Here is a 16,202-nt window from a genome sequence, read left to right on the forward strand (position 1 = left end):
GTTTCGACCCGGAAGAATCGGATCGGCGCTCTAAGTTTCTGTTTTGACGCGCATCTTTATCCAAAAAGTGCGTCACACTTTTTGGGATGCGCTCTAAAAGCAGGGCCTCCGGCGGCAAGGGGGCTAGCCCCCTTGACCCGAAACTTCGCGCCGGTGCCACGACCAGCCCAGGGTCATGCCGGCGGCGGCCAGCAGGATCACAGCCGCGCCCAGCCACTGCGTCCAGACAAGGCGGTGGCCGAAGGCGAGATAGTCGACGATGATCGCCACCACCGGGTAGATGAACGATAAAGTGCCGGCCAGGGTCGTTGGCAGCCTCTGCAAGGCGCCATAGAACAGGACGAACATCACCCCGGTGTGCAGGGCGCCCAGCGACACCACCATCGTCCAGGCCTGAGGGTTCATCGGGTTGTCGAACCGGGCGAACGGCAGGAACACCATCGTCCCGACCACCACCTGGATCAGCACGATCAGGTGCGGCGGAACGCCCTTCAGCTGTTTGGCCACCAGGGCGACCACGGCGTACAGGAACGCTGCGCTGGCGGCCAAAGCGATACCCAACAGATAATCGCTGCCGGCCTCACCGGGCTTGCCTTGCGCGATCAGAAGCACGCCGGCAAAGGCGGCGACCATCCAGCCCAGTTTGGACGCGGTCACCTTCTCGCCCAGAAACAAGGTGCTCAGGGCCACCAGCATGAAGGGCTGGGTGTTGTAGACTGCCGTAGATACCGAAATCGAGGCGCGGGAATAGGATTCGAACAGCAGCAGCCAGTTGCACACCACGGCAACGCCTCCGCCAGCCGCCAGGGCGGCCTGGCGCCAGGTGATGACGCCGGGCTTGAGCAGCCCCATGGCCAGGCACACCACCGTCAGGGTCACGGCGGCAAACAGCGAGCGCCAGAAGACCAGTTGCGGAATCGGCAGGCCCGATTGCACCACGAACCAGCCGATCGTTCCCGAAATCATCATCGCCGCCGTCATCTCGGCCGTGCCGCGCGTCTTCATATCCATAGCCAACTCCTTGAGCCACAGAATCTATAAGGTCAAGCCCATCACATCCATGGACAAGATTAGGCCAATTCGACATAATGCCTAATGATGTAAGCTTATGGATGCCTATTACCTATGATCGACGATATCGACCGCCGTCTGGTTTCCGTCCTGGCCGAAGATGCCCGCCTGTCCGTCAAGGACCTGGCTGCGCGGGTCGGGCTGTCGTCGCCCAGCGTGTCGGAGCGGTTGCGGCGGCTGGAGGAACGCGGAGTCATTCAGGGCTTTACGGTCGATGTCGCGCTGGAGTCGTTGGGCTATAGCCTGCAGGCCATCGTCCGGATCAAGCCCCTCCCCGGCAAGCTGTATATCGTCCAGAATCTGTTGGCCGAAATCCCCGAAGTCATCGAATGCGACAAGGTGACCGGGGATGACTGCTTTATTGCGCGGCTGGTTTTGCGGTCGATCGCACAACTGGACCAGATCCTGGACCGGATCACCGACAAGGCCGAAACCAGCACGTCGATCGTGAAGTCCCAACCGGTCAAACGCCGCTTGCCGCCGCTGTAGAACACCGCGATAGTGTCGCCATGGGAGGGCCCCGATGAGCGCATTCGAATTCTTTTTCAGCTTTTATGGCCTGTTGCTGGGGTTGTCGGTGGCGGTGCTGGCTACGGGTGCGGCGCGCGCCTTCAAGCACAGGCGGACGCAGCGCGTCGGATGGCTGACGCCGCTGCTGGCGGTGTTCGTGGCGCTGGATATCGCGACTTTCTGGGACGCCGCCTGGGTCAATTTCAGGACCTTGCCGTTCAGCTACGGCTTGCTGGTCGGGGGACTGGTCGTTGCGGTCGTGTACTTTATCGCCGCCGCCTTGGTTTTCCCCGACGAGAGCGACACGCCGGTCCCCCTGGACGAACATTTCTGGGCGAACAAGCGCTCGATTTTGTATCTGCTGATCGTGGCCAACCTGCTGGGGGGCGGGGCGCAAATAGCGGTTAATTTGACCCGTGACAACGCCGAGGCGCTGGCCACAGCCTATGGCGTTTCTTTGTCGATCTATGTCATCCTGATCGGCGCGGCTGCCTGGACAAAGCGGCGTTGGCTGATTGCCGCCGCGGTCGGGCTGCACATTGCGCTGTATCTCTACATCGCCGTCATGTCCGTCGCCTCACCGCCGCCTCCGGATACGGCGCTTGGCAAGGCCACAGCTGAGGCTCTGCCGTAATTTTAGGCCAGGCCGGCTTGACTTGGGAAGCTGTGACACCTAGAACAAATCATCATACGTATTATGTATAGGATGTGAGCTATGGGTCGTCTGAGCGGCAAAACCGCCCTTGTCACCGCGGCCGCCCAGGGCATGGGCCGGGCCGCTGCCGAAGCCTTTCTGCGCGAAGGCGCCACCGTCATTGCCACCGATGTGCGGCTGGATCTGCTGGAGGGTTTGGACGGCGCGGCGTTGCGGGCTTTGGATGTGACCGATCCGGCAGCGGTCGCCGCCATCGCGGCGGAGTTTCCCGATATCGACGTGCTGTATAACTGCGCCGGGGTGGTCCATGCCGGGACCATTCTGGACTGTTCCGATGCGGACTGGGAGTTTGCCTTTGTTTTGAACGTGACGGCGCAGTTTCGCATGATCCGGGCCGTCTTGCCCGGCATGCTGGCGCGCGGTTCGGGCTCGATCATCAACATGGCGTCGGTGGCGGCCTTGAAAGGCGTGGCGAACCGGCTGGCTTATGGGGCGTCGAAAGCCGCCGTCATCGGATTGACCAAGGCTGTGGCGGCGGACCACGTCAAGCAGGGCATCCGGTGTAACGCCATCTGTCCAGGGACGATCGATACGCCGTCTTTGCAACAGCGGATGCGGGATACCGGCGATTATGAAAAGGGCCGGGCGGTGTTCCTGTCGCGGCAGCCTTCGGGGCGGCTGGGCACTGCGGAAGAGTTGGCGGCGTTCGCGGTTTACCTGGCGTCGGACGAATCCACCTTTACCACCGGCCAGGCGCATATTATCGACGGCGGTTGGCTCAATTAAAGAAAGAAGGGTTGTCCACAGATAAGCCAGATAAGCCAGATGATCCGCGCCGGTGGCACGGACGGCTCTGAATTCTAAAGCTTTTTACTGACGCGCAAGGCGCGTCGATACGTGATTGGCAGGATTGGGCGTGAGAAACGCTGTCTATCTGGCTTATCTGGCTTATCTGTGGACAACCCTTCCTACAGCCGAAACCACAAACTCCTCAGTCCACAGGACCTCTCTATGAAACTGCTCCGCTTTGGCCCTACGGGCTCCGAGAAACCCGGCCTGCTCGACGGCGATGGCCAGATCCGCGACCTTAGCGGCCATGTCGATGATATAGCCGGCGGTGTGCTGTCGCCCGACGGGTTGGCGAAGATCGCCGCTATCGATCCGAGTTCACTGCCGCTGGCGCCGGAAGGCTCGCGCTATGGGCCGTGCGTTGGCCGTGTCGGCAAGTTCATCTGTATCGGGTTGAACTATGCCGACCATGCCGCCGAATCCAATCTGCCCGTGCCGGATGAGCCCGTCATCTTCATGAAGGCGACCTCGGCCATCGTCGGCCCCAATGACGAGGTGTTGAAGCCGCGCGGATCTACCAAGCTGGACTGGGAAGTCGAACTGGGCGTCGTCATCGGCACCAAGGCCTCCTACGTTTCCGAAGCCGAGGCGCTGGACTATGTCGCCGGCTATTGCACCATCAACGACGTGTCGGAGCGCAACTTCCAGATCGAACGCGGCGGCACCTGGGACAAGGGCAAGGGCTGCGATACCTTCGGCCCGATCGGCCCATGGCTGGTCACGAAAGATGAGGCCGGCGACGTCAACAACCTGTCGATGTGGCTGGATGTCAACGGCAAGCGGTTTCAGAATGGCAACACAGCAACCATGGTGTTCAAGCCGGCCTTCCTGGTCCATTACGTGTCGCAGTTCATGTCGCTGCATCCGGGCGATGTCATCTCCACAGGTACGCCGCCGGGCGTCGGGTTGGGCCAGAAGCCGGATCCGATCTATCTCAATGTCGGCGATGTCATGGAACTGGGCATCCAAGGGCTGGGGAGTCAGAAGCAAACGGTCGGAGCGGCCTGAGAAATCTTCGCTGACAGTAAACCCCTCCCACCGCTTCGCGGTCCCCCCTCCCCGTGAAGAACGGGGCGGGAGAAGAAAGTAAGAACCACTCAAATCTAAAAGGGCATCTTTGGGTGCCCTTTTTTATTGCGTCAGGTTTCTTTCCGTGCAAAATTCATCATACATCATATAAAAATAATCGGAGGAAGCCTATGCCGCGTATCGCTTGCCTGTTGTTGTCCGCGTCCCTCCTGGCTCTTGCCGCCCCGGCGCTGGCGGATATTCGCATCCATGTGTCACCTTCGGGTTCAGATAGTGGTGACGGCAGCGCGTCGCGGCCATTCCGCACCCTGCCCCGCGCTCAGGACGCCGTACGTGCCGTCAACGCCAAGGACGATGTCATCGTGACCTTGGCCGACGGGGTTTACGTGCTGGATAAGCCGTTGAATTTCCGCACGGCTGATGGTGGTCAGGGCAAGTTTACTGTGACCTGGCAGGCGGCATCCAAGGCCGACCCGCTGATTTCCGGCGGCATGACGGTCAACGGTTTCACGCTGTTTGATGCCGACAAGAACGTCTATGTCGCTGACACACCCAAGGGGCTTGATTCGCGTCAGTTGTGGATCAACGGCGTCACGGCCGAACGGCCCAAGATCGAGCTGAAGCGCGAGGATGTCGAGTTCACGCCGACCAGCCTGATCCTCAAGGATGCAGAGCATGGCTATATCGCCAAGCTGAAGCAGCCAAACCGGTTGGAGGTCGAATATACCGGCTTTTTCACCGACCGTTATGCCCCGGTGAAGGCGATCGACGGCGATACGCTGATCATGCAGCAGCCGTCGTGGGACAATAATACGTTCGGGTATGACACGATTTCGAGCCCGATCTTTCCGGACGATTCGCGGCTGTTCCTGGTCAATGCGCCGGAGTTATTCGGGGTGACCAATCAGTGGCACTCCAATTCTTACCAGTGGTACATCGATCCAGACGCCGGCAAGCTCTATATCCGCATTCCGCCCGACGCGGATGTTGCGACGTTGAGCGTGGTGTTGCCGCGGTTGGATCACCTAATCAGCATTGGTGGGACTTTGGATGCGCCGGTGAAGAACCTGAGTTTCAAGGGTTTGCATCTGTCGCATACCTCGTGGATGGGGCCGTCTCTGCCGACCGGGTATGCCAGCCAGCAGAGCGGCGCCTATCTGGTCGAGACCGCTGCGTCGCGGCCGGTCGATGCCTATAGGAGCTGCGGGTGGGGTTGCGTCGAGTTCGAGACCCTGCGTCAGAGGTGGAGCCAGATGCCAGCGGCGGTGCAGGTCTCGGCGGCGAAGAATGTGGTTTTTGACGGGATGAGCTTCACGCATCTGGGCCAGATCGCGCTGGGGATCGGCAATGACGACAATGCTCACGCCTCGGGTCAGGGCTTGGCGGCCGACGGCGTTACGGTGCGTAATTCGCGGTTTTCGATGCTGGGTGGCGGCGCGGTCATGGCCGGGGGCGTGCGGGAGCCGGCGCACCATCCGGACGATCCGCGGTTGGTCAATCGGAATATTGTGATTGAAAACAATGTTATAACGAATGTGTCACAGGACTATAAAGAGAATGCCGCGGTGCTGACGACCTATGTCGATGGCGCGAAGATCGTGCACAACGATATTTCCGAAGCGCCGTATGATGCGATCGATATCGGCTGGGGCTGGGGTTACAACGACGCCGGCGGCAATCCGAACTATCGCGAAAACCAGCGCGGTTACGAAGTCAACAAGGTCTATGACACGCCGACGACCTTGAGGAATACGATCGTCGCCAACAACCGGGTGCACGGTGTGAAGACCTGGTACAAGGACGGTGGGGCGATCTACAATCTGTCGGCCAATCCGGGCGGCGAAATCCGCGAGAACCATATCTCCGATATCGGCGGCGCCATCGGCATCTATGTCGATGAGGGTTCGAAGCATCTGCGGATCGAGCGCAATGTGGTGGAGACGCGTGGGTGGTGGCTGAACGCCAATACGGTGGGCAAGCAGTATAAGCGCGGGATCACCACCGACAATGTGGCGACCGGGAACTGGCACGACAGCAACCAGGTCGGCGGGCGGTGGAATGCCGAGTCGGGCAATAGTGTCGCTCAGGACAACCTGGTCACTGATAAGGACTGGCCGGCGGAAGCGCGCAAGGTGATGGAAAAGGCCGGGGCCGATCTGCCGGCAGCGCGGGAGAAGCCGCAGGTCAAACCGCAGCAGCAGAGCCAGGCGGAGACCTGTAACGGTCCGGGTAATCCCACTGACTACCCGGGCGGCAAGTGTCCCAAGTTCCACGTGCCGAGGAGCAAGCCGTAAACGCTTACGGTGGAATCAAACCACGGAAGGCACCGAAACCCCGCTGCGCGGCGACACGAAAGGCACGGAATTCCGGTAGCTGAATCTCCCGCGCGAAGCGCAATAATTGATATTGCCTCAAGTCATACTCCGTCCGTTCCTTCAACCGGAATTCCGTGACTTCCGTGCACGCCGCCACAGGCGGCGCTTCAGTGTTTTCCGTGTTCCTCTTAGAAGCCTCCGGTTTATCTGAGGCATTTAAGAGGAACACGGAACACACGGAGGCCGCTGCGCGGCGACACTGAAAACACGGAATTCAGGACACTCCGATACATGTGCGTCGTATCTTGCCCAAGGCAGGAAGGCGCTTCGCGCGGGCGTTTCAGCTACTGGAATTCAGTGCCTTTCGTGTCGCCGCGCAGCGGGGTTTCGGTGCCTTCCGTGGTAAAATTACACCGGCCTTGCTGATTATAAATTCCGGTTCACGCGCTCAGCCAGCAGGGTTTCGTTGATCTGGTCGATGCGCGTCACGCCGGTCAGGGCCATGGCCGTGCGCATCTCCTTGTCGATCAGGCCCAGCAGGTTGGTCACCGCCGCTTCGCCGCCCGTCGCCAAGGCGTAGATATAGGCCCGGCCCAGCAACACGCCCTTGGCGCCCAAAGCCAGCATCCGCACCACATCCAGCCCCGTCCGTACGCCGGAATCGGCCAAGATGGTCAGCTCGTCGCCCACCGCGTCGGCAATCGCCGGCAGGGCGCGCGTCGTCGACAGGGCGCCATCCAGTTGCCGGCCGCCATGGTTCGACACCACGATGCCGTCGGCGCCGAAACGGACGGCATCGCGTGCGTCTTCCGGATCGAGAATGCCCTTGATGATCATCGGGCCTTTCCAGAAATCGCGGATCCATTCCAGATCCTGCCACGAAATCGACGGATCGAAATTGGCCCCCAGCCAGCCGATATAGTCTTCCAGGCCCGTCGCCTTGCCCAGGTAGTCCGAAACATTGCCCAGATCGTGCGGCGTGCCGTTGACCCCGACATCCCACGCCCACTGCGGCTTGAACATCGCCTGGACCATCCGCCGGATCGGGCCGAAATCGCCGCTCATGCCCGAATGTTTGTCGCGATAGCGCGCGCCCGGCACCGGCATGTCGACGGTAAAGATCAGCTTGGTCACGCCCAGGCTCTGGGCACGTTCCAAGGCGTGCTTCATGAAGCCGCGGTCCTTCAGGACATAGAGCTGGAACCAGACATTGTGGCCGGACTTCTCGACAATCTCCTTCAGCGGGCACAGCGACACGGTCGAGATGATGTAGGGAATGTTGGCCTTTTTGGCCGCCTTGGCCACCTGGACCTCGCCGCGGCGGGCATACATGCCGCCCAGTCCGACCGGGGCGAGCGCCACCGGCATGGCCAGTTTTTCGCCGAACAGTTCGGTTTCCAGCGACAGGTCGGCGACGTTTTTCAGGATGCGCTGGCGCAGGGCCAGGCGCGACAGGTCGTCGACATTCGATCGCAGGGTCATTTCGGCGTAGGAGCCGCCGTCGAGATAGTCGAACAGGAAGCGCGGCAGCTTGCGCCGGGCGGCTTCGCGGTAGTCGGTGGCGGCGGAAATGATCATAGCAATCCCCTGTCGGCATCCAGGTGCAGGGTCAGGTCGGCCCGCACCGGCATTTCGCGCAGGATATAGCGGGTAAGGCGTTCATAGTGTTGGATAAAACGCGCGATTTCGGCGTCGGACATGACTTTTTTACCGGTGCGGCCCTCGTTTTCCAACATGCGGGACAGGTCGTGCTCCTGCTGGGTCCGCCAGGCCTGGACGACCTCGAAACCGGGCGCCGCGAGGAGGATAAGGCGGTCGATTCGGGCGAACAGGTCGTGGTACGGCCCGGCCAGTTGGTTGTTGACATGACGCCGCCAGATAGCGTCCGGGTCTTCCTTGCGTTCCAAGGCGTTGACCGGCGTGTCGAGTTCACTGTCGAACTGGTAGTTCGCGCCGACGCACCAGCCTTCGAACAGGATGATATCGGGCGAGGTCACCACGGGCCAGTCTTCGATGGGAAAAGGCCGATCGCTGGCCTTGTCGAAGCGCGGCAGGGCGGTCGGTTTACCGGCCAGCAGGCTATCGAAGGTTTGCATGCCCAGTTCGATGTCATGCGTGCCGGGGACACCGCGCGTGGCGAACAGCGGGTGGACATGTGTGGGCCGGTCTTCCGGCGCCAGGTACAGGTCGTCGAGCGAGATCAGGGCGACCTTCAGGCCTTCGGCTTCGAGCTGGGTTTTCAGGCCCAGGGACAGGGTCGACTTACCCGAGCCCTGGGCGCCACAGATGCCCAGGACGAACGGCCGGCCCGGCGTGCTCCATAGCACGACGGCGGCGTGGACACGGTCAAGCGACCCGGTCACCGACGGCCTCGCCGGCAAAGAACTGATCGACATTGCGTGCCGCCCGCATGCCCATGGCTTCGCGGGTCTCGACCGTGGCCGAGCCCAGGTGCGGCAGCAGCACGGCATTGTCCAGCGGCAACAGGGCGTCGTGGACGATGGGCTCGCGTTCGTAGACATCCAGGCCCGCCGCCCAGATGGTGCCGGCGGCCAGGGCCTCGGCGAGGTCGTCTTCCTTGACCACCGAACCGCGCGCCGTGTTGATCAGGATGGCCGAGCGCTTCATCAGGCTGAGCAGGCGGTGATTGACCATGTGGTGGGTTTCCGGCCCGCCCGGCGTGTGCAGCGACAGGACGTCGGCCTGGGCCGCCAGTTCGTCCAGCGAGGCGACGTAGCGCGCGCCGTGGGCGGCTTCGATGTCGGGGGCGGCCTGGCGGCGGCTGTAATAGGCGATCTCCATGCCCAGGGCCGTGCGCGCCTTGTGCGCTGTCGCCTGGGCGATGCGGCCGAACCCGACCAGGCCCAGGGTCTTGCCCTGCAGCGACTGGCCCATCAAGGCAGTGGTGCCCCAGCCTTTCCAGCCGCCGGAGCGCAGTTGCCGCTCGGCTTCCGAAGCGCGCCGCGACGTCATCAGCATTAGCATCAGGGCGATATCGGCGGTGGCTTCGGTCAGGACGTCGGGGGTGTTGGACACGACGATGCCGGCGGATTTGGCGGCGTCGATGTTGATGTGTTCGTAGCCGGCGCCGAAATTGCCGATCATCCTGACGCGGGTATTGGGGGTAGCGAAGACCTCCGGTGTCAGCTTGTCGGTGACGGTCGGGCACAGGGCGTCGTATTGCGTCATGGCCTCGGCAAGTTGCGCCGGCGTCAGGGGCGCGGCATCATTGACGGTGACGTCGTAGCGCGACTGCATATAGGCCTGCGCGCCGGCGGGCCAGGGACGGGTGATGAGGATCTTCGGCTTGGTCATGGGAGCTCGGTCGGGAAATGGGGAGCGTGTCGACGCAGACAGTGAAGATACCCCTCCACCGCTTCGCGGTCCCCCTCCCCAGCCTCGCCGGCAGGCAACGTGGAGAGGAGAGTTTGTTCTCTATCGTCTCTTGAAGAGCGGTGCACGCTTTTCCTTGAAGGCAGCGCGGCCTTCGCGGGCATCTTCGGTAGCGAAACAGATGGTCTGCAGGTCGCGTTCGTACTCCACCGCCTTTTCATACGGCATGGTGTGGGCAGCGCGCAGGTTCAGCTTACCGGTCTCGGCTGCGATGGGGGCGCGGGAAGCGACGGTTTGCGCAATCGCCCGGGCGCGCGGCAGCAGGTCGGCCAACTCGACCACTTCGGACACCAGGCCCCATTGCTCGGCCTTCTGGGCCGTGATCGGGTCGCCTGTCAAAATCATCAGCGCCGCATTGGACGCGCCGACCGAATGGACCAGGCCGGCCGCCATGCCGCCGCCGCCGATCCAGCCCAGCTTGATTTCCGGCGCGGCGAATTGGGCATTGGTCGAAGCGACGCGGATGTCGCACGACATGGCCGTTTCCAGCCCGCCGCCGAAGGCGTAGCCGTTGACCGCTGCGATGGTCGGTTTCAGGCACAGCCGGATAGCATCGCAATAGTCGTCGCGGTTACGGAACTGCCACGGCGTTTCGTAGTCGTCCAGGGTGCGGATATCCGAGCCGGCGCAGAAGGCGCGCTCGCCTGCCCCGGTGACGATGATGCAGCGGATGGTGTCCGACGCATTGCAGGTCGCGATGGCGTCTTCCAGGGCGTGGGCCATGTCGGGTGTCATGGCGTTCAGCTTGGCGGGACGGTTGATGGTGATGACGGCCACGTGGCCGTCCACCTCAAACAACAATTCATCACTCATAGGGTGGCCTCATACAGGGCGTTTACATCGTCGATCAGGTTGCGCGTCCGACCGTCGTAAAGCGCGTCACGCAGGCGCTGCGAGGCCGCGGTCTGAAACCGGATGGCGCCGTCATGGCGCGGGCGGACATAGGCGGCTTCCAGGGTGTCGAAGGTGTTGCGGTAGAAGTCGCCCCAGCGCCCATTGACGCCGTCATCGCGCCAGGCAGCGCGCAGCGAGGGTTGGCCATCATGGGCCGGAATAAACGCGATCTGGGCGTCCGGCGACATCAGCCAGCGCAGGTGATCCAGCAGTTCCGGCGTCAGTTCACATTTTTTGGAAATACCGATACCGGTGCCGCCCAGGGTGCTGCCGATACCGCCGGGACCTGACGGCGCATTGGCGAAGCGCAGGCGGGTGGCATAGTTGACATAGCCATAGACCAGCGGACACAGGGCGATGTCGTCGTGGTCGCAGAGGTATTGCAGGATGGCGATCGGGTTGGCGTCGCGAAGTCTGGCCGGGCTTTTGGCGGCAAGCCGGGCCAGCAGGTCGAAGGCCTCTTCGCCGGTATCGTGGCTGACGAAGCTGCGCCCGCCACAGCGGTCGCCCAGGCTGGCGCAGATCGACTGAAACGTCAGGGCGGCATGCGGTCCCGACAGCGACATGACCAGGGACGGCGCCGCCAGAACATCCTTCCAGGTTACCGGAACTGTCTCCATCAAGTCGGCGCGGCAGGCCATGACCTGGGTCGCCGCGTCCAGCGGCAAGGCCCAATGGCGGCCAGCATAGTGGTAGCTGGCCAGGGAGGGACCGATACAGTCGCGCGCCCAGCCGGCGATCTCTTCGGCGGTGAACACGTCTTCGAGCGGCTGCAAACAATCGGCGGCGACCGCTTCTCCGACATGGGGATGGTCCAGCACGACCAGATCGTAACGCGCGCACAGGTCGGCAATGGGGTGGGTTTCGAACCCTTCCAGACTGTGTTTGTCCCAGGTCAGGTCGAGGCGTTTCGACGCCGCGTCCAGCGCATTGAAGCCGCGCGGGTGGTCCCAAGTCAGGCCCTTAAGCATGTTGCAGTTCGGGCGCCTGGCGCACGGCACCGCTGCTCAACAGGGCGTCGATTTCGGCGTCGCTCTTGCCCAGGCTTTTGAGGACTTCGCGGCTATGTTCACCGATGCGCGGAGCGCCGCGTTCGATGGCCGAGGGCGTCTTGGAGAATTTGATCGGAAAGCCCGGCACCTTGACCCGGCCTTCGGTCGGGTGGTCGTATTCGACGAAGGTGCCGTTGTGGGCGATCTGGGGGTCGTTGACCAGGTCCTCATAGCCATAGACCGGCCCGGCCCAGATATCGACGGCACGGAACAGGGCCAGCCATTCCTCGGTCGTCTTGGCCATCAATCCTGCCTGGGTGCGGGCATAGATTTCGTCGCGATAGGTCCAGGAATCGGTCTGGTCCTGCAGGTGCTCAAAGAAGGGATCGCCCAGCAGTTCGCCCAGCAGCTTCAGCGGCGCCATGGCGATCGTGAGGTAAGAATCTTTGGTGCGGAACACGCCGTACGGGGCGCGGATATAGCAGTGGGCGTGCGGTTCGGCCGAACGCGCCTGGGGCTTGTGCCCGACGGTGAAGACCGACAGTTCCTGCATCTGAATGGTGGTGATGGCGTCGAGCATATTGACCTCGACCTTTTGTCCCTCCCCCGTCCGTTCGCGGTGAAACAGGGCCGCCAGGGCGCCTTCGAAGGCGGAATAGGCGGTGATGGCGTCGACCAGGTACTGGCCTGCCGGCGACGGCGGTTCACCGGCCCGGCCCGCCGACATCATGGCGCCGGACATGGATTGCAGCAGCAGATCTTGGCCGGGATAGTTCTTGTACGGGCCGTCTTCGCCATAGCCCGACATGGAGACATAGATCAGGCGCGGATTGATGGCCGAGAGAGTCTCGTAATCGACCCCCAGACGCGCCGCCACGCCGGGGCGATAGTTTTGCAGGAAGACATCCGCGGTCTTGACCAGTTCCAGTAGCAAAGCCTTGCCGTCGGGCGCTTTCAGATCGACGGCAAGGGAGCGTTTGTTGCGGTTCAGCGACAGGAAGGAGACATTGATCTCCTTGCCCCAGGCGCCGCCGGCCGGTGCGTGGCGCTGCCATTCGCCGGTGGTCGGCTCGACCTTGATAACGTCGGCGCCCATATCACCCAGGCGCTGGGCGGCAAACGGCCCGGCCATGGCGATGGAACAGTCGAGAACGCGGATACCTTTGAGAACGGACATCTTCATTTTTCCTTGGTCGCGCATCTATTCCAAAAAGTGCAATCGACGTTTCACGCCACTTTTTGGGATGCGCTCAGTGCATAACCCAGCCGCCATCGACATTCAGCGTCTGGCCGGTGATGAAACCCGTGTCTTCGGAGGCGAGGAAGGCGATGGCATTGGCGATGTCGCCGACATGGCCGCGCCGTTTCACCGCCTGGTGGTCGAGGACGAATTTGGTGTAGCCGTCGGGATCGGGATGGATCTTTTCGGCGTCGGTCGGGAAAGCACCCGGCGAGATGGCATTGACCGTAATCCCGTAAGCGCCGAATTCGCGCGCCCACGCCCGGGTCAGCCCGACCAGGGCGCCTTTCGAGGCGACATAGGGCGACAGCAGGGCCCAGCCGCCATAGAAGGTCACGCTGGCGACATTGACGATCCGGCCGAAACCGCGTGCCTTCATGCCGGGCAGCGCTTCCTGCACGGCGACGATGCCGGCGTCGACATTGACCCGCTGGACCAGCTGATGCTCTTCGACCGTATAGTCTTCGAACGGCTTGGATGGATAGATGGCGGCATTGTTGACGACGATGTCGAAGCCGCCGGTCTCTTCCAGCTTTTGCTTCAATCCGGCGCGAAAGCCGTCCAGGTCCGACATGTCGCTGTGCAGCAGCACCAGCCGGCCATTGGTGATCGGCGCCGCGGCCGAGGTCAGGGCGGCGATTTTCGCATCGTCATGGTCGACGGCCACCACCGTGGCGCCGCGTTCCAGGAAGCGCAGGGTGGTCTGGAGCCCCAGCCCGCCGGCCGCGCCGGTATAGAGGATGGTCTTGCCGTGCATGTTCATCCCTCCCGGACGATCTTGGGAAAAAGACCGGAGGGGACCGGGTAGTCCGCCTCCGGCGCAGGTGTGACGTCCGCGATGCGGGAGCAATAGGTGCGGACGGCGTCGGCATCAGGGAGGATGCGTAAGGTCGTGTCGTAGCGGCGTTCCTGCCCGTGTTCGAGCCAGATCAGCTCATCGCGTTCACGGGCGAATTGTTTGCCGTAGACATGGTTGGTGGAGGGCTCGATGCCCAAAGCGTAGTGGCCGGCCTGCAGGTTCTGCCATTCGTACATGGCCGGAAACTGCGACTTCAGGGTTTCGACCGCGAAGCCGAAACCGATGGCGTCATTGACCAGGGCGACCCTGACCTTGCCGTCGGCGTCCGGCGCCATGTCGTGCTGCCAGACCTGTTCGTGGAAGTTCATCTGCGGCGCCGGCAAGGTGCGATAGCCGACATTTTGATTTTGGTAGGTGTCGGCGTGGGCGGCCCAGACGACATCACGGATCGGCGCGACGTAGCGGGCGCCTTCAGCCAGGATCGGGTGGCCGACATTGATGTGATAGCAGTACATGTGCGGCGTGCGGTAAAAGCCGTGATTGACCACCCGGTCAGTCAGGCGGATATCGTCACCGCCGACGGTGGCTTCGATGCGGCGGATCAGGTGCAGGTCTTCGCCGAACACGGTCGATTGCGCCACGATGCCTTCGGCCCACAGGATGCATTCATCGCCGTCCCACGCCTCGCCGTAGCCGGTCAGGCGCGCCGGAATGGTGCTAACGCGGCCGTGCAGCGACGACTTCACCGTCTTTTTGGGGCCGTAGTGATATTGCGCCGCGTCGTCTTCATCCATGAACAGGATGTGGTCCAGGCCGCAGGTCACGATCAGGCCGGACATGGCGCGGAACCAGGCCAGTCCGCCCTCGCCTTCGTACTGATGCAGGGCCGGGTTCTGGAAGCCCGACGGCGAATGCCAGCCGACGGCGCGGCCATTGTGTTCGCAGTCGGCAATGTCCATGGCGCGATCGACCATGACGGTGAAGCGCAGGCCGCTGCCGGTGCGGAATTCCAGCATGCGCACGCCGCGTTCGACCCCGTCGTCCAGGGTCATCAGGCGGACACCGGCGAACTGCGACAACTGCCCGGTGTGGGCCGCCAGTTCGCGACGGGTATAGGTGCGCTGATACAACTGCGCCATGTGAATTCCGAAGTCCCTGTAGGCTTATATTTTGCTGGTTACGAGTCATAGACGCATCGATGATGATGTCAATAGATCATCATACATCATACGTGTAATTTTTAATGAGGTGTGTGTAGATGTGATATTTTATTCCGTAAATTCAATATTATAGTCGTGATACGATGCGACGCACGCGGTTTCAGACGGGATCGATCACGATAAATCCGCTTGACAGACCGCCGGCGACGCGATGTATTTTGATGTATAACAGCGCTACATCAGAACCGGCGCGAACCTCCCGGAGGAGACCCATTTGGCCGATCGCGCCACCCTGATCGACATCGCCCGCCAGGCCGGTGTGTCGACCGCCACGGTCGACCGCGTGTTGAACCGCCGCCCCGGCGTGCGCGACCGTACCCGCGACATCGTCTTCCAGACCGCCACCAAGCTGGGCTACATCGCCCAGTCGCCCGATGCCGGGATCAGCCGGGCGCCCGTGGCGCTCGATTTCCTGCTGCCCAGCGGCAGCAACAGCTTCATGCAGAACCTGGCTACTGCCCTGGAAGAGGTTGCCGCGGATCGCGGCGATATCGAGTTGCGGCTGCACTTCATCCAGGGCTTCGATCCTTATGCGTTGGCGGATACGTTGTTGAAGCTGGCCGGGAAATCGCGGGGAGTCGGGGTCATCGCCCTGGACCATCCGCTGGTGCGCGAAGCGCTGCGCCAGGTGCGTAATGCCGGCACCCATGTGGTGACGCTGATTTCCGACATCTCCAACGTGCCGCGCGAATCCTATGTCGGCATCGACAACCGCGCCGCCGGGCGTTTGAGTGGGTATTTGCTGGGGCGTCTGCTGCCCAAGGGGCCGGCCAAGCTGGCCCTGTTTGCCGGATCGCTGTCCTATCGCGGCCACGAAGAGCGCGAGATGGGCTTCCGCCACATCCTGCGCGAGGACTATCCCGGCCTGTCGATCGTCGAACTGCGCGAAGTCCAGGACAATGACGAACGCGCCTATGAGGAATGCCGGCTGTTGCTGCGGCAATACTCGGAACTGGCGGGGATCTACAATATCGGCGCCGGTAATCGCGGCATCGCCAAGGCTTTGGAAGAGACCGGCATGGCGCGCAAGGTCGTCTTCATCGGCCATGAATTGACCGAACATACGCGGCGGTTTCTGCTGAACGGCGTGATGGATGCGGTGATCGACCAGAACCCGCGGGTCGAGGCGCGCGAGGCGATCGATCAACTGGCGCGGATCGTGCGCGGCGAGGCCTTGAAGTCGCATATCCCGATCCGGGTGCAGGCCATCTTCAAGGAGAACATTCCCGAATGAC

15 protein-coding genes are annotated in these 16,202 nt (G+C 62.3%); 6 read left to right on the forward strand and 9 right to left on the reverse strand.

Translation table 11 applies throughout. The annotated features are described in order from the left end of the window. Positions 1 to 123: 123 nt before the first annotated feature. Positions 124 to 1,011, reverse strand: a complete 888-nt coding sequence (locus tag ABAC460_RS41290; RefSeq protein WP_023454667.1) for a DMT family transporter — start codon at positions 1,009 to 1,011, stop codon at positions 124 to 126. Between the two features lie 114 nt (positions 1,012 to 1,125). Here ABAC460_RS41290 and ABAC460_RS41295 point away from each other — a divergent pair, with 114 nt between their 5' ends. The 5 genes from ABAC460_RS41295 (at position 1,126) to ABAC460_RS41315 (ending at position 6,408) form a co-directional block, all read left to right on the forward strand. Continuing rightward, positions 1,126 to 1,560: an Lrp/AsnC family transcriptional regulator gene (locus tag ABAC460_RS41295; protein ID WP_023454668.1), complete on the forward strand. Its 435-nt coding sequence runs from the start codon at positions 1,126 to 1,128 to the stop codon at positions 1,558 to 1,560. Between the two features lie 34 nt (positions 1,561 to 1,594). Then, positions 1,595 to 2,215: a hypothetical protein gene (locus ABAC460_RS48500; RefSeq protein WP_023454669.1), complete on the forward strand. Its 621-nt coding sequence runs from the start codon at positions 1,595 to 1,597 to the stop codon at positions 2,213 to 2,215. 81 nt (positions 2,216 to 2,296) lie between these two features. Continuing rightward, positions 2,297 to 3,022 (forward strand): SDR family oxidoreductase, encoded by a 726-nt coding sequence (locus ABAC460_RS41305; protein WP_023454670.1) that lies wholly within the window; start codon positions 2,297 to 2,299, stop codon positions 3,020 to 3,022. A 225-nt stretch (positions 3,023 to 3,247) separates the two neighbouring features. Beyond that, on the forward strand, positions 3,248 to 4,093 hold the full coding sequence (locus tag ABAC460_RS41310; protein ID WP_023454671.1) for a fumarylacetoacetate hydrolase family protein: 846 nt from the start codon (positions 3,248 to 3,250) through the stop codon (positions 4,091 to 4,093). A gap of 191 nt (positions 4,094 to 4,284) precedes the next feature. Next, positions 4,285 to 6,408 (forward strand): right-handed parallel beta-helix repeat-containing protein, encoded by a 2,124-nt coding sequence (locus ABAC460_RS41315; RefSeq protein WP_023454672.1) that lies wholly within the window; start codon positions 4,285 to 4,287, stop codon positions 6,406 to 6,408. 447 nt (positions 6,409 to 6,855) lie between these two features. Here ABAC460_RS41315 and lldD read toward each other — a convergent pair whose 3' ends face one another. The 8 genes from lldD to ABAC460_RS41355 all read right to left on the reverse strand — a co-directional run bounded on the left by lldD (position 6,856) and on the right by ABAC460_RS41355 (position 14,886). Further along, positions 6,856 to 8,007, reverse strand: a complete 1,152-nt coding sequence (gene lldD, locus ABAC460_RS41320; protein WP_023454674.1) for an FMN-dependent L-lactate dehydrogenase LldD — start codon at positions 8,005 to 8,007, stop codon at positions 6,856 to 6,858. After that, positions 8,004 to 8,825 (reverse strand): kinase, encoded by an 822-nt coding sequence (locus tag ABAC460_RS41325; protein ID WP_081716628.1) that lies wholly within the window; start codon positions 8,823 to 8,825, stop codon positions 8,004 to 8,006. Before ABAC460_RS41325 ends, lldD begins: the two co-directional genes overlap by 4 nt. Next, on the reverse strand, positions 8,776 to 9,744 hold the full coding sequence (locus ABAC460_RS41330) for a 2-hydroxyacid dehydrogenase (RefSeq protein ID WP_023454676.1): 969 nt from the start codon (positions 9,742 to 9,744) through the stop codon (positions 8,776 to 8,778). The genes ABAC460_RS41325 and ABAC460_RS41330 overlap by 50 nt, the downstream gene beginning before the upstream one ends. Before the next feature lie 120 nt (positions 9,745 to 9,864). Next, positions 9,865 to 10,635 (reverse strand): enoyl-CoA hydratase/isomerase family protein, encoded by a 771-nt coding sequence (locus tag ABAC460_RS41335; RefSeq protein ID WP_023454677.1) that lies wholly within the window; start codon positions 10,633 to 10,635, stop codon positions 9,865 to 9,867. Next, complete coding sequence (locus ABAC460_RS41340; RefSeq protein ID WP_023454678.1) at positions 10,632 to 11,687, reverse strand: extracellular solute-binding protein; 1,056 nt, start codon at positions 11,685 to 11,687, stop codon at positions 10,632 to 10,634. The genes ABAC460_RS41335 and ABAC460_RS41340 overlap by 4 nt, the downstream gene beginning before the upstream one ends. Then, the gene (locus ABAC460_RS41345; RefSeq protein WP_031237155.1) at positions 11,680 to 12,885 is read right to left on the reverse strand and encodes a CaiB/BaiF CoA transferase family protein; all 1,206 of its coding nucleotides are present in this window, start codon (positions 12,883 to 12,885) and stop codon (positions 11,680 to 11,682) included. The genes ABAC460_RS41340 and ABAC460_RS41345 overlap by 8 nt, the downstream gene beginning before the upstream one ends. Before the next feature lie 73 nt (positions 12,886 to 12,958). After that, positions 12,959 to 13,705, reverse strand: a complete 747-nt coding sequence (locus tag ABAC460_RS41350) for an SDR family NAD(P)-dependent oxidoreductase (protein WP_081716633.1) — start codon at positions 13,703 to 13,705, stop codon at positions 12,959 to 12,961. A 2-nt stretch (positions 13,706 to 13,707) separates the two neighbouring features. Further along, entirely contained in the window at positions 13,708 to 14,886 is a 1,179-nt protein-coding gene (locus ABAC460_RS41355) for an aldose 1-epimerase family protein (protein ID WP_023454681.1), read from the reverse strand. 295 nt (positions 14,887 to 15,181) lie between these two features. Here ABAC460_RS41355 and ABAC460_RS41360 point away from each other — a divergent pair, with 295 nt between their 5' ends. Continuing rightward, positions 15,182 to 16,201 (forward strand): LacI family DNA-binding transcriptional regulator, encoded by a 1,020-nt coding sequence (locus ABAC460_RS41360; protein ID WP_023454682.1) that lies wholly within the window; start codon positions 15,182 to 15,184, stop codon positions 16,199 to 16,201. Position 16,202 lies beyond the last annotated feature (1 nt).

This window comes from Asticcacaulis sp. AC460, assembly GCF_000495795.1.
Lineage (GTDB): Bacteria > Pseudomonadota > Alphaproteobacteria > Caulobacterales > Caulobacteraceae > Asticcacaulis.